This window comes from Zunongwangia sp. HRR-M8, from assembly GCF_027594405.1.
Classification (GTDB): domain Bacteria; phylum Bacteroidota; class Bacteroidia; order Flavobacteriales; family Flavobacteriaceae; genus Zunongwangia.
Map to the genome: position 1 here is coordinate 1,595,520 of NZ_CP115161.1, position 14,318 is coordinate 1,609,837.

At 34.6% G+C, this 14,318-nt stretch carries 12 protein-coding genes; 4 read left to right on the forward strand and 8 right to left on the reverse strand.

Translation table 11 applies throughout. The annotated features are described in order from the left end of the window. Positions 1-38: 38 nt before the first annotated feature. On the reverse strand, positions 39-1,436 hold the full coding sequence (gene fumC / locus PBT89_RS06765; protein ID WP_270063975.1) for a class II fumarate hydratase: 1,398 nt from the start codon (positions 1,434-1,436) through the stop codon (positions 39-41). A 187-nt stretch (positions 1,437-1,623) separates the two neighbouring features. Between fumC and PBT89_RS06770 the strand changes: the two genes are divergently transcribed. Then, entirely contained in the window at positions 1,624-1,803 is a 180-nt protein-coding gene (locus tag PBT89_RS06770) for a hypothetical protein (RefSeq protein ID WP_270064251.1), read from the forward strand. A gap of 61 nt (positions 1,804-1,864) precedes the next feature. Here the strand turns inward: PBT89_RS06770 and PBT89_RS06775 are convergent, their stop codons facing one another. The 7 genes from PBT89_RS06775 to PBT89_RS06805 form a co-directional block, all read right to left on the reverse strand. Further along, positions 1,865-4,390: an outer membrane beta-barrel protein gene (locus PBT89_RS06775; protein ID WP_270063976.1), complete on the reverse strand. Its 2,526-nt coding sequence runs from the start codon at positions 4,388-4,390 to the stop codon at positions 1,865-1,867. A gap of 121 nt (positions 4,391-4,511) precedes the next feature. Then, positions 4,512-4,886, reverse strand: a complete 375-nt coding sequence (locus PBT89_RS06780; protein ID WP_270063977.1) for a hypothetical protein — start codon at positions 4,884-4,886, stop codon at positions 4,512-4,514. Positions 4,887-4,913: 27 nt separating this feature from the next. Further along, positions 4,914-5,255: an arsenate reductase (glutaredoxin) gene (gene arsC / locus PBT89_RS06785; protein WP_270063978.1), complete on the reverse strand. Its 342-nt coding sequence runs from the start codon at positions 5,253-5,255 to the stop codon at positions 4,914-4,916. A 76-nt stretch (positions 5,256-5,331) separates the two neighbouring features. Continuing rightward, a complete protein-coding gene (gene prfB / locus PBT89_RS06790) occupies positions 5,332-6,429 on the reverse strand; it encodes a peptide chain release factor 2 (protein ID WP_270058475.1) in 1,098 nt (365 codons plus the stop codon). 63 nt (positions 6,430-6,492) lie between these two features. Next, positions 6,493-7,356: a transglutaminase-like domain-containing protein gene (locus PBT89_RS06795; RefSeq protein WP_270063979.1), complete on the reverse strand. Its 864-nt coding sequence runs from the start codon at positions 7,354-7,356 to the stop codon at positions 6,493-6,495. 44 nt (positions 7,357-7,400) lie between these two features. Next, positions 7,401-8,345, reverse strand: a complete 945-nt coding sequence (locus PBT89_RS06800) for an alpha-E domain-containing protein (RefSeq protein WP_270058473.1) — start codon at positions 8,343-8,345, stop codon at positions 7,401-7,403. A gap of 9 nt (positions 8,346-8,354) precedes the next feature. Further along, positions 8,355-9,821 (reverse strand): circularly permuted type 2 ATP-grasp protein, encoded by a 1,467-nt coding sequence (locus PBT89_RS06805; RefSeq protein WP_270063980.1) that lies wholly within the window; start codon positions 9,819-9,821, stop codon positions 8,355-8,357. 199 nt (positions 9,822-10,020) lie between these two features. On the opposite strand from PBT89_RS06805, the gene PBT89_RS06810 reads away from it, so the two are divergent. The 3 genes from PBT89_RS06810 (at position 10,021) to PBT89_RS06820 (ending at position 14,085) form a co-directional block, all read left to right on the forward strand. Beyond that, positions 10,021-12,420, forward strand: coding sequence for a zinc-dependent metalloprotease (locus PBT89_RS06810; RefSeq protein WP_270063981.1), 2,400 nt, complete (start codon positions 10,021-10,023; stop codon positions 12,418-12,420). Positions 12,421-12,438: 18 nt separating this feature from the next. Then, entirely contained in the window at positions 12,439-13,467 is a 1,029-nt protein-coding gene (locus PBT89_RS06815) for a threonine aldolase family protein (protein WP_270063982.1), read from the forward strand. Between the two features lie 102 nt (positions 13,468-13,569). Further along, complete coding sequence (locus tag PBT89_RS06820; protein ID WP_270063983.1) at positions 13,570-14,085, forward strand: redoxin domain-containing protein; 516 nt, start codon at positions 13,570-13,572, stop codon at positions 14,083-14,085. Positions 14,086-14,318 lie beyond the last annotated feature (233 nt).

Here is a 14,318-nt window from a genome sequence, read left to right on the forward strand (position 1 = left end):
GCCTTTTTTATTTTAAATTATATTTTATGCGGAAGAACTTATTTTAGGCTTCCAACCATATCTTTGGGATTTACCCATTCATCAAATTCCTCTTCAGTTAAATATCCAAGATTAACCGCCTCTTCTTTAAGAGTAGTTCCATTTTTGTGAGCTGTACCCGCAATTTCAGCAGCTTTATAATATCCAATCTTAGTATTTAAAGCGGTTACTAACATTAAAGAATTATTTAAATGCTCCTGAATTCTGGAATGATTCGGTTCGATGCCCTGCGCACAGTTTACATCAAAAGAAACACAAGAATCACCAATAAGTTCTGCACTTTGCAATAAGTTTGCTGCCATAACAGGTTTAAATACATTAAGTTCAAATTGTCCCTGCATACCACCAGCACTAATCGCTACATCATTACCAATAACCTGTGCGCAAACCATAGTTAAAGCTTCACACTGCGTTGGATTTACTTTACCAGGCATTATTGAAGAACCAGGCTCGTTAGCAGGAATATTAATTTCACCAATTCCACAACGTGGTCCACTAGCAATCATTCTAATGTCATTTCCTATTTTGTTTAGTGAAACAGCAAGTTGTTTTAATGCAGAGTGTGTTTCAACTAAAGCATCGTGGGCTGCAAGAGCTTCGAATTTATTACTCGCACTTTTAAAAGGTAATCCTGTAAATTCAGCAATTTGATTGGCTACTTTTTCAGCATATCCTTCAGGAGTATTTAATCCTGTTCCAACAGCAGTTCCGCCTAAAGCTAATTCAGCAAGATGAGGAAGGGTATTTTCCAAAGCTTTAATTCCGTAGTCTAACTGTGCAGCATATCCACTAAATTCCTGTCCTAAGGTTAGGGGAGTGGCATCCATAAAATGAGTTCGCCCAATTTTTACTACCTCTTTAAATTCTTCAGATTTTTTCTTTAAAGTATCTCGAAGTTGTTTTACTCCCGGCAGTGTTACTTCAGTAACCTTTTTATATGCAGCAATATGCATTCCGGTAGGAAAAGTATCGTTAGAAGACTGCGATTTATTTACATCGTCATTTGGCTGAAGCGTTTTATCGCCCTCACCTATAGTTTTTCCTGCAATCTGATGGGCACGATTGGCTATAACTTCGTTCACATTCATATTTGATTGTGTACCACTACCAGTTTGCCAGATCACTAATGGAAATTGATCATCATGTTTTCCTTCTAAAATTTCATCACAAACCTTTCCAATAAGATATCTTTTCTCTTCAGCAAGAACCCCCAACTCACAATTAGTATATGCGGCAGCCTTTTTTAAATAAGCAAAACCATAAACAATTTCTAGAGGCATGCTAGATGCCGGTCCTATTTTGAAATTATTACGAGAACGCTCGGTTTGCGCGCCCCAAAGTTTGTCTGAAGGAACCTGAACTTCCCCCATGGTATCTTTTTCTATTCTATAGTTCATAAGTTGAAATATTGATTGTTACACAAATTTAAGGTTTAAAGCACTTTTTAGATATAAAAAAGCTTTAAAATTGGTTGAAAATCGCTGATATTCTGAATTGTTGATAGTATTGTTCAAAAATTCTAAATTAAATTGTGATAAGCTTTTTAATGTTTTTATCTTTGTTTTCCAAATACTGATAATTATGATGTTCGAATTCGATCAATTTCTAGGGTTTTTGGCATTTTTAGCGATCCTTACGATGGGATTTTGGTTAATGATCTTCCTTACTGCGGTGATCGTTCCTTATTGGTTAGGAGGTTCTATAATGGATCTTTTAAAGGAAAAGAAAGCCAAAAGAAAAGCTGCCAAAGAACAAAAAGCATAAAAAAAGGGACTTTCTAAAGTCCCTTTTTTTATTATCTCTTTTCAAGAAAAGAAGGAGTGTATTAAAACTCCCCTTCCATATCTTCTTCATTTGCATTTTGTCTTCTTTGTTGATTCTTTTGTTGATTGAATCTATAAATCAAAGAAACATTAATTTGTCTTTGTCTCCACTGAAATTCGCTATACTGAGAAAAACTATTGGTAACTGTGGTTCCCTGTCTTTTTCTTGAGTTCAGTAAATCTCTTGCATTAACTGATATTGTAGCATTATCATTCAATATTTCTTTACTAAGCGCAACATCAATAGATAACATACCATCTCTACGACCCTGAATTTCGTCTGTTGGGCCCATATAAAATGCATTTGTTTGCCAATCGATAGACAATGGAAGATTAACTTTAGAACTAAATCTTGCAAAATAGCTTGTCCCGTCTCTTCCGTAATCTTGACCCTCGTAAACAGCATCTGTAATGTCGAATTTGAAGAAGTTGAAACTTCCGTTCAATCTTAACCAATCTGCAGGATTGTAAAGTAATCCAAGTTCAGCACCTATTCTATCATTATTACCTAAGTTAATAGGTAAGCTTCGAATAACTTCAACTTCGGTATTATTAGGTCCAGATATCGTGATTTGATCCTGTACTCTTTGAAAAGATTCAGTTTCTCTTTGGAAGTAAACTGAAGAGGTTAGAGTTAATTTCTCCCATCTTTTTAAATATCCTAAATCGAATGCATTAGAGTATGCTGGTTGTAAATTAGGATTTCCCTGAAAGATATTTGTTCTACTATCTCTAGATGGGAACGGGTTGATAAACCAACCACGTGGGCGGTTAATCCTTCTATTATATCCTAAAGTAACATTTTCTTCTTCGCCTAGTTCGTAGATAAAGTTTACCGTTGGGAAAAGTCCTAAATAGGTATTATCGAAATCGGTATTGATTTGGAATCCAAATTCCTCTCTCAATTCGTCTTCAGTCAATTCAGAATCGATTCTTCCTTTTAAATTCGTATTTTCTAAACGAAGTCCTAAAAGAAAGCTGAAGTCACCAAACTTAGACCCATACTGCGAGTAAAGCGCCTGTACATTTTCAGTATAATCAAAAATGTTAGTCTGGTTTTCGTTTACTGCAAGAACACCATTTTCGTTTTCTTGGCGAAGTTCGTAATCGGTAACTGTATTTTCAAAATTACCACGGTATCCTGCCTCAAATTGAGAACCTTCACCAATTGGTAAAACGTAATCTGCCTGAATTAAATATTCTTTTTGATCTTCGTAAGTATTGGTTTCTTCTCTTGGAACGTTTACCTCATCCAATTCGGTATTATTATAATTTACGTTTTCAGAAATAAAAGCAGATTGTTCTTCTTTATCGGTTTCAAACTGAAAATCGGCGGTTAATTGATGTCCTTCATCATTAAACTTATTAATGTAGTTTAACGCAAACTGGTAGCTTTCATCTTCTTCAGTTTCAAGTTCAGATCTTGTTGTTCCTAATCGTTCAGCGCCATTCAGGAAATAATCGTTGATGTTTGTAGTAAGATCTTCGTCATCGCCATTTCTATAAAAAATCGAACCTGTTATTGACGATTGATCGTTTATATAATATTCTAATCCAATATTTGTGTTGAATCCTTTACTTTCACGATCCATGTCGCGATCTTCAACGTTACGGTCGTATTTAATATCTTCTAAAAGGGGAATATCTCTTTCCTCAAAATATTCGGTATCAAAAAATCCATTTCCCGGGCTTTCTCTATAACGATAACCAGTAGTATTGAATAAGTTGAATTTATCTGTCCTATAGTTAATATTTGCAGATGCCCCGGCATTTGCAGGATCTCCACCTGTTAAGGTAAGTGAACCATTGAAACCTAAGGTTTCTTCTTTTCTAAGAATAATATTTAAAATACCTGCGGTACCTTCAGCGTCATATCTGGCAGAAGGCGACGTAATTACCTCTACGCGTTCTATAGCATCTGCAGGTAACTGGCTTAATACATCTGTAGATCCAAACCCAGCCATTGCAGACGGTTTACCATTTATTAAGATTTTTACGTTTTCGTTACCTCTTAAGCTAATCCCTCCTTCAATATCAACAGAAACCGAGGGAACATTATTTAAAGCGTCGCTAACTGTACCTCCGGCAGTGGTAAGGTCTTTACCAATATTGTATATTTTTTTATCTAATCTTACATCAACCTGAGTAGTTTCGGCTCTTACAACAACTTCATCTAAGTTGGCAGAACTTACTCCTAATGATATAGTTCCCAGATTTAAATCTGCATTAATTGTTCTGTTATTAAATTTTTTGCTTTCGTAGGAGATAAATTCAACTATAATATTGTAGGTACCTTGATTAACATCTATACTAAAATTACCATCTACATCGGTAACCCCTCCCGTAACTTTGCTGGGATCACTAGCGTTTATCACACTTACGGTTGCGTATTCTAAAGGAACTTGTAGTTGATCATCGATAACTTTACCTGTTACCGTATATTCTTTACCCTGGGCAAGAAGGGTAAGATTTAAACTAAGAAAGAATAAAAGCGCTAGGCTTTGTCTAAAATAAAATTTGGCGGTCATTAAAACTTTTTCTTTTAAGACCGCCAATACACAAAAAGGTTTAATTGTCTTTGGTTAAAATTGAGTTAACACAGATGTCGGTTTATGTTAAATGCAATAGTTAATTATTCATTTTCAGTAATTAAACTTTTTTCTGAATAGATTTATTTATGTTAATATATTTTTCAAATTGTTCGTTAGATAGCATTTTAGCTAGATTGCGATGTTCTACTTTTTGTATCGCTTTAAGCTTTCTAACCTGCGCTACAGGATTCATGCTACTATTGATAATCTCGTTTTTCTTTAAAGTATATTCTATTATTAGATCTTCCATTTTACGTGTTTGTTCTTCGTTTAGGAATAATCTATCTTTCCAAAGTAGAGAAAGCTCTTCAGCAATTTCTTTGATTTCTTCTCTACTTTTCTTGTTCATGTAAATTTGTGAGGCAACAAATCCAGCAACTATTACAGTTGCAAGACTTATTAATGATATTCGTTGGTTTAGTGTAAGTTTCATTGTATTAGGTTTTTGGAGAAATAAAAGTTATAAGACTTTTTTAATGTCCTCGGGTGGTCTTCCCACTACAGCTTCAATCTCATTTTCTACGATTGGGCGCTCTATTAACTTAGGGTTTTCTGTCATTATTCGTACCAATTCATTTTCGCTAAGATCTTTATTCTTATAATTTTCTTTCCAGATTTTCTCATTGGTTCTTATTAATTGCAATGGAGCAACGTTAAGCTTTACAAGCAAATTCTTTAGCTCATCTTCAGATAATGGATCTTTTAAATATTCTCTTATTTTAAAATCTTTTCCTGACTTTTCTACAATGGCTAGACCTTCTCTGGATTTTTTACATCGAGTATTGTGATAAATCGTGATCATTTTCAATAATTCTTTTTATATAAAATAAGCAATTTTTTATTTTTTCTAAAATAGTTTTTATGTTGTTTTATGATTATCAATCATCGTTCCTTTGTCCCATCATCATCAAATAAGCTTTTAAAAATTGATCTAAATCACCATCCATAACACTATCTACATTTCCGGTTTCTTCAGCCGTACGAACATCTTTAACGAGCTTATATGGGTGCATTACATAATTTCTAATTTGCGATCCCCATTCTATTTTTTTCTTACTGGCTTCAATATCTTCTCGTTGCTCCCGTTGTTTTTCTAATTCTATTTCGTAAAGCTGCGATTTTAGCATTTGCATCGCCCGGTCTCGATTTTCATGTTGTGATCTGGTTTCAGAACAAGAGATTTGTATTCCGGTAGGATGGTGTACCAGCTGCACTTTTGTTTCTACTTTGTTTACGTTTTGCCCTCCTGCACCACTAGATCGTGCCGTAGTTATTTCTATATCTGCGGGATTAATTTCTATTTCAATAGTATCATCTACCAAAGGATAGACATAAACAGAAGCGAATGAAGTATGCCTTTTGGCATTACTGTCAAATGGGGAAATTCTAACCAATCGATGTACGCCATTCTCACCTTTTAACCAGCCAAAAGCAAATTCTCCTTCAATCTCTAGCGTTACCGTTTTTATACCTGCAACATCGCCAGCTTGATAGTTTAATTCTTTAATTTTAAATCCTTTTTTTTCAGCCCACATCAAATACATGCGCATCAACATTTCTGCCCAGTCGCAACTTTCAGTCCCGCCGGCTCCTGCGGTAACTTGTAGTACTGCACTTAGATCATCGCCCTCATCAGAAAGCATATTTTTGAATTCGAGCTCTTCTACAGTTTTTAATATTTTATCGTACTGTTTGTTAACATCACTTTCTTCAGCTTCTCCTTCATTATAAAATTCAAGTAAAACCTGTAATTCTTCTAAACCGCTTTTGGCAGAATTGTAATCACCAACCCACTTTTTTTTGCCTTTTAGCGTTTTCATGAAAACTTCAGCTTCAGAAGGATTGTCCCAAAAACTAGGGTCAAATGTTTTTTCTTCTTCGTTCTGAATTTCAATTAATTTCTGGTCTATATTTAAATGAACTTTTAAGTTATCTATTCTACTAGCTATATCTTTTACCTGATCGGTAGTTATCATATATCGTAATTTATTGCAGTATAATTCTTTTTGGGTGATCTAAATTTGAAGAATTTGTTAATTCTACTGTTGCATATTTTGTTGCGCATGGACATCAACAGAATACTCTGTGCGGTTGGCACCTTCGGCATAGATAACGCCTTTTATAGGAGGACAATCGGAATAATCTTTACCATGTGCTACTTTAATATGATTTTCTGCAGCAATTAGATTATTTGTAGGATCAAATCCTATCCACCCGCAATCTGGTATAAAAGCTTCTGTCCAGGCATGCATTTGTGAATCACCAAAATAACCATTGCCCTGGTGCAAGTAACCCGAGACGTAGCGAGTAGGGATTTTATAAGATCTGGCTACGGCACAAAAAAGATGTGTGAAATCTTGGCAAACACCTTGTTTTTCTTCTAAAATGATGTCTAAATCTGTATCTACATCTGTAACATTTACCTTAAAACTAAACGTATCGAAAATCCACTTGTTTAGATTTTTTAAGTTTTCGAAAGCAGAACTTTGCTCTGAAAAAGTAAAGTGAATAGTATGATGCTTGGGTAATTTGGTAAGTGCGGTTTCTTTTAAGAATAAAGAATGATGTACTTTGAATTCTAATGAATCTAAAATTTTGTTTTCCTGCTCTATGCTAAGCTGATTTATATTTTCAAAAGGATTATATTTTTCTTTTAATACATGAAATTCAGCTTCAAATTCTATTTTATTGAATTTAGTTTTAGGATGAACTCTATAAGTAGTAAAGCCATATCCATTAACTGAAGTCTCTGTAGGAATGTTTAAAGAATTTTTAAATTCTGAATAAACCAATTGCTGAGGCCCCAAATCTAAAGGAGCAATTAAAAATTGCCACAAGGCTTCCTGTACGAAATTATCGTAGAAATTAGTCGCTTTATATTTTATAATATAGTTTAAAGACATTTTTTAAAATAAATGCGAATTTAAAAATAATGAGGTTCATTTAATCATAAAAAATACTCAAATTCTATCTTTTTGGCAATATCATTTAATTGCTTAAGAATTCTTTCTATAAAACTCTGTAAATCTTCCTCAATTTCTTCTATCACTTTAAATTGATATTCAGATTTTACTTTTCCTACTAAAAATTCTGCTGAATGTTTAGAGGGCGATTTTTCACTTGATAAATCGTCTATATGTTTACACACCTCGTTCAAGCAAGTCATTACCGATCTTGGACAAAGTGGATTAAGAATTAAAAACTCTAAAGTTGTTAGACTTCTAGGGGGTTTTTTATAAAACCGCCTCATCATATCGTAGGATTCGGTACATTTTAGTAGCGTTGTCCATTCGTAACTGTTTTTTAAATGATCACCGTAACTTCCTCCCGCTAAATTTGCATCGTTATATTTAGCATTTATAATCCTAATTATTTGGGTTGCTCTTTCTATATTAATTCCCAGCATAATGATACTGTATACATCATCATGTAATAATGTGCCCTGCACTTTAGCTTTTAAGATCGATGTAGATTCAGCTACATTTACTGTAAACTCGTAAAGACCATTTTTCACAAATTTATCGATGGGATAATTAAGGGTATAATGATAGAATTTATTTAAAGCTTCGTATAATTCTGTCGAAATTAAATCTCTGGCACTATTGGCATTTTCTCTGGCATTTTGAAGATAAGAAATAATAGAGCCTGGATTCTCCTTGTTTAAAGCGATATCGAATAAAACTTTTTCTTCATCTAGCTGAATGTTAGGATCATCAACGGGATCACTGGCCATAAACAGCATCGATCTAAGCACAAATTGTCTTGATTGTGAAAGCTCGTTTGGCGCATCCAACGAGGAAAAATAATTTACATTTAAATATCTCGCTATGTGTTCAGATCTTTCTATATAGCGACCCATCCAGAAGAGGTTATTTGCAACTCTTGATAACATATTATATTTTTATTTTTTTAATACCCAGGTATCTTTAGATCCACCTCCCTGAGAGCTATTTACAATTAGATTTCCTTTTTTTAGTGCAACTCGCGTTAGGCCTCCTTTTAGAACGAAGTTGGTGTCTTTGCCTAACAAGCAAAATGTTCTAAGATCGACATGCCTGGGTTCAAAACTTTGGTTGTCTTCAATATACGTTGCATGAACAGAAAGAGACATTATTGGTTGTGCGATATACTTTCTTGGATTTTCTTTAATTACAGTTTTTACACGTTCTATTTCTTCTTTGGTAAGTTTATTTCCTATAGAAATACCATATCCTCCAGCTTCATCTACGGGTTTTACAACCAGTTTTTCTATATTCTCTAAAACATACTTTAGTTCATCTGGTCTGCTACAGTGGTAGGTGTGTACATTATTAAGAATTGGTTCTTCATCTAAATAATATTTAATTATTTCTGGCATATAGGTATATACCGCTTTATCATCTGCAACTCCAGTTCCTGGAGCATTTACTAAACAAACATTTCCTAATTTGTAAGCAGATAATAAACCAGGAACTCCTAAAGTTGAATCTGGTCGAAATTCTAACGGATCCATAAAAATATCATCTATTCTACGATAGATAACATCCACCTTTTTAGGCCCGTTAATTGTACGCATATATACAAAATCATTCTCTACAAAAAGGTCTCTACCTTCTACAAGTTCTACACCCATTGCTTTTGCTAAATAAGAATGCTCGTAGTAAGCCGAATTATAAATTCCCGGTGTAATTACTACACAAGTTGGAGTATCCACGCCTTTTGGTTTTACCGATTCCATGATCTCTAAAAGATTTTCTGCATAATCGGTAACGGTATGTGTTTGATAATGATTAAAAACACCAAACAATGCTCGCTTAAGCGCTGTCCTATTACAAATAACATAGCTTACACCAGAAGGGCATCTAATATTGTCTTCTAAAACATAATATTTACCATCGGAGTGTTTAATAAGATCAGTACCACTTATATGATTGTAAATACCACCAGGTGGATCGATCCCTTGCATTTGATCTAAATAATTTGCGGACGAGTTAATTAAATCTAAAGGAACAATGCCTTGTTTCAATATTTTTTTATCATGATAAATGTCCCATAAAAAATGATTAAGCGCTTTGCTACGCTGCAGCACTCCTTTTTCAATAATATTCCATTCTTCATGATCAATAATTCTTGGAAAAAGATCGAAAGGAAAAACTTTTTCCTTGGTTTCATGTTCCCCGTAAACCTGAAAAGTAATTCCTTGGTTAAAGAAAGAAGCTTTGGCTTTCTCATTTAACTTTGCAAAATCCTGAACAGAATGACCACTATAAATGTCTAAAAGCGTTTTGTATACTTCTTTGACTTTATTGTCCTTGGTGAAAATTTCGTCAAAAAAATTATCGTCTTTTCGGTAAGAAGAAAAGCTTGGTTGGTTAGTGTTTGGACTCATAGAAAATATTTTGACTTAAAATACTCATTTTTTCAGTTCAAAGCGTTAGTTATTTGGTATTAATTAACTTTTGTATTGAAATGTCCTTAAAATAAAAGCTTGTTTTGTATGAAATTAATATTTAGTGGTATTAATGACTGAAGTGGCTTTCTTAAACGATTTTTAAAATTAAATTTGAATGTCTTTAAACCTTTTTTTTATGAAGAAAATACTATTACTTACTTTATTATTTACACAATCTATCTTTAGTCAATTTCTGAAAGAAAAAGAAGATCTTAATAAATACGAAGGTTTCTTCAATTTTTACTATAATCAAAAAACCGATGAAATCTATCTTGAAGTAGATAAATTAGACAGCCTGTTTTTATACAATCATGCTTTAAGAAGTGGAGTAGGAAGTAACGATATAGGATTAGATCGCGGCCAGTTAGGCGGCGCATCTGTAGTAAAATTTCAGCGCGCCGGCGATAAATTATTGTTGGTAGAACCCAATCAGCGTTATCGCGCAGTGACCGATAATGAACTGGAAAAACAGAGTATAGAAGAAGCTTTTGCAAAATCCGTAATCTATGGTTTCGAAATAAAAGAAGAAAAAGACGATACTTTTATTATCGATCTTACACCTTTTATTATGGAAGATGCGCATGGTGTCGCAGAGCGTTTAAAACGTGGTGACTACGGAAGTTATAAAATAAGTAAAAATAAAAGCGCATTACAGCTAGATCGAACTAAAGCTTTTCCGAAGAATGTTGAATTTGAGAGTTTGCTAACTTTTGAAGGTTCCCCAAAAAGCGGAACAGTAAGAAGTGTAGTGCCAGATGCAGCCAATATTAGCCTTATTCAGCATTATTCTTTTGTAGAATTGCCAGATGATAAGTATGAAAAACGACTTTTTGATCCGCGCAGTGGGGTAAATTCAGTTTCATATTACGATTATGCAACGCCGGTTTACGAGCCAATTTTAAAAAGATATGCCGTTCGACACCGTTTAGAAAAAAAAGATGCAGAGGCTGAAGTTAGTGAAGCAAAACACCCAATTATTTATTATTTAGATCCCGGAACACCAGAACCGGTTAGATCAGCGCTTTTAGAAGGTGCAAGTTGGTGGAACCAGGCTTACGAAGCTATAGGATATAAAGAAGCTTTTCAGGTAAAAATGTTGCCAGAAGATGCAGATCCTTTAGATGTTAGATATAATGTAATTCAGTGGGTACATCGCTCAACTAGAGGATGGAGTTATGGTGCTAGCGTTATTGATCCAAGAACGGGAGAGATCATTAAAGGACATGTAAGTTTAGGAAGTTTAAGAATTCGGCAGGATTTTATGATCGCTCAGGCACTGCTAAATAAACCTTTTGCTGAAAGCGATAAAAATCACGATAAAATGATGGAAATGGCCATTGCCAGAATCCGTCAACTTGCGGCTCACGAAGTGGGGCACACTTTAGGTTTTGCACATAATTTTGCAGCTAGTGTTAGTGATAGAGCTTCAGTGATGGATTATCCCCATCCGCAGTTCAGAATAGAAAACGGAGAGATAAGCGCTGCAGATGCTTACGATACCAATATTGGAGAATGGGATAAATTGATCGTAAAATATGCATATTCTGATATTCCGAAGGAAACTTCAGAAAGGACATATTTGAATTCGATTATTCAGGAAGCTTACGATCAGGGAATTCAGTTTATAAGCGATAGTGATGCCAGAGCGCAAAGTGGAGCACATGTTAATGCTCATTTATGGGATAACGGAAAAGATGTTACCGCGGAATTAAAAAACGTACTCGAAATTCGTGAAAAAGCGATAGAGAATTTTTCTAAAGATAATTTTAGAACAAACGAACCATATTCAGTATTAGAAGATGTTTTTGTACCCTTATATTTTTTCCATAGATATCAAACGGAAGCGGTAAGTAAATTAATTGGTGGTTTGGATTATAATTACGCGGTAAAAGGCGGCACTGAAAAAATTGTTGAAACTTTATCGCCAAAACGTCAAAAATCGGCTTTAGATGCGCTGTTAAAAACACTAAAAGCAGAAACGCTAGCTGTTCCGCAAGAAAAATTATCGCTTTTCCCGCCAAGAGCTTTTGGTTACGGCAGATCGCGAGAATCTTTTAAAAGCAATACAGGTGTAGCTTTCGATGCTTTGGGAGCACCGGCTACAGCCAGCGATATGACACTGAGTTTATTGCTGAATCCAGAACGTATGGCCAGGTTAATTCAGCAAAAATCTTTAAACAAAAAGCAATTAGGATTAGAAGAGTTGCTTGAAAAATTAATCGCTGAAACTATCCAATATCAACCTAAAGATTCTTATTTGCGTGCAGCACAGGAAACTATAAATTATAATGTCCTGCAGCATTTATTTAACTTAGCAGTAAGTAAAAATACAACTTCTTTGGTGAAAGCTGAGGTGAATTATCAGTTAGCTGAATTAGAAGATTGGTTAGATGATGAAGATGGTGCAATGTACGAGCAAATGCTTGAAGAAATTGAGCGGTTTATGGATAAACCGGGAGAGTTCGAGCCAATGCCAGATGCACCTAAAATTCCCGATGGTTCACCAATAGGAAGTTTTATGTGTACAAGATTATAGAAAACGAGAATAGATTTTATGAGCGAAATAGATTTAAGAAGTGATACAGTAACCAGACCAACCAAAGGAATGCTAAAGGCGATGATGAATGCTGAGGTTGGCGACGACGTTTATAAGGAAGATCCTTCAGTAAATGCTTTAGAAGAAAAATTAGCCAAACTTTTTGGGAAAGATGAGGCGTTGTTTTTTCCTACCGGGAGTATGGCCAATCAAGCTGCGATAAAATTGCATACGCAACCAGCCGATCAGTTAATTTGTGATAAATGGGCGCATGTTTATAATTACGAAGGTGGCGGGGCTAGTTTTAATAGTGGCGTAAGTTGCAAACTGGTAGATGGTCATCGTGGCATGATCACGGCCGCGCAGTTAGAGGAGAATATAAATCCACCAGATTTTTATCATAGTCCGCTTACAACCTTAGTCTGTTTAGAAAATACAACTAATAAAGGTGGCGGCGCTTGTTACGATATAGAGGAAATTAAAAAGATTAGAAAGGTCTGTAATACCCATAATCTTGGTTTGCATTTAGATGGTGCCCGATTGTTTAATGCATTGGTGGCAAAAGGAGAATGTCCTAAAGAATATGGAAAGCTATTCGATACCATTTCAGTATGTCTTTCTAAAGGATTGGGAATTCCTATGGGATCTGTTTTAATTGGTAATAAAGATCTTATGAAAGGTGCAATGCGCGTACGTAAAGTTTTAGGAGGCGGTATGCGCCAGGTTGGTTTTATGGCGGCAGCGGGAATTTATGCATTGGATAATCATGTAAATCGCTTAGCTGAAGATCATAAAAGAGCTAGTGAAATTGCTGAAGTATTAAGCTCGCAGTCGTACGTTGGTGCGATAGAACCTGTAGAAACGAATATTATTATTTTTAATTTGAAGGATGCTTCAGCTGAAGATAAATTCAATAAAACGCTTCAGGAAAATAATATCAGGATTAGTGCACTAGGTAAAGGAAAATTAAGGATTGTAACGCATTTGGATTATACTGAGGAGATGCATCAAAAGTTCCTTTCAGTATTAAAAAATATAAGTCTGTAATTTTTAGATTTTCAGAAATCTTAACGCAAGCTTACAAAGCTTTTAATACAATTTTCGATCATTAATCTTTAGCTTGAAATCAATAAAAAAAAGCTATTGATAATGAAAAATGTATTGCCAAAAAAGCAAGCGCCACAATTAAGAGTTCAAACCACAAAGGGGGTAGAATGGGATCTTACAAATGCAAATCCAGAGAATTTTACGATGATCGTTTTTTATCGTGGGATTCACTGCCCGGTTTGTAAGAAATATCTAACCGAATTAAATTCAAAGATCGATGAATTTAAAGAGCGTGGAATCGATGTGATTTGCATAAGTGCGAATACTGAAGAATTAGCGAAAAAAACAGTAGAATCCTGGGATGTAGATCAACTAAATATTGGCTACGGTTTATTAACTGAAGATGCGAGAAAATGGGATCTTTATATATCTGAAGGGATAAATGATAAAGAACCAGATGCCTTTTTTGAACCTGGATTATTTTTAATTAAGCCAGATAATTCGGTTTACGCAGCAAGCATACAATCCATGCCATTTGCCAGACCAGAGTTTGATGCCGTTTTAAAGGCTGTCGATTTTGTGCTGGATAAAAATTATCCCGCTCGCGGTGAAGCTTAATGATCAGAAAAAAGAAATAAAAAACCTGCAATATCGATATTGCAGGTTTTTTATGTGATTATTCAAAATTTGCATTCCTTTGCTTTTCGTCATTCCGCACTTGATCCGGAATCTCATGCGGTATTGAGAAACGAAAATCTAAGAATGAGACGCTGAATCAAGTTAATGGTGACGACCACTTATTTTTATTAATATTGGATTTAGAGTTGTAATTTTTATAAATAATCTCGAAT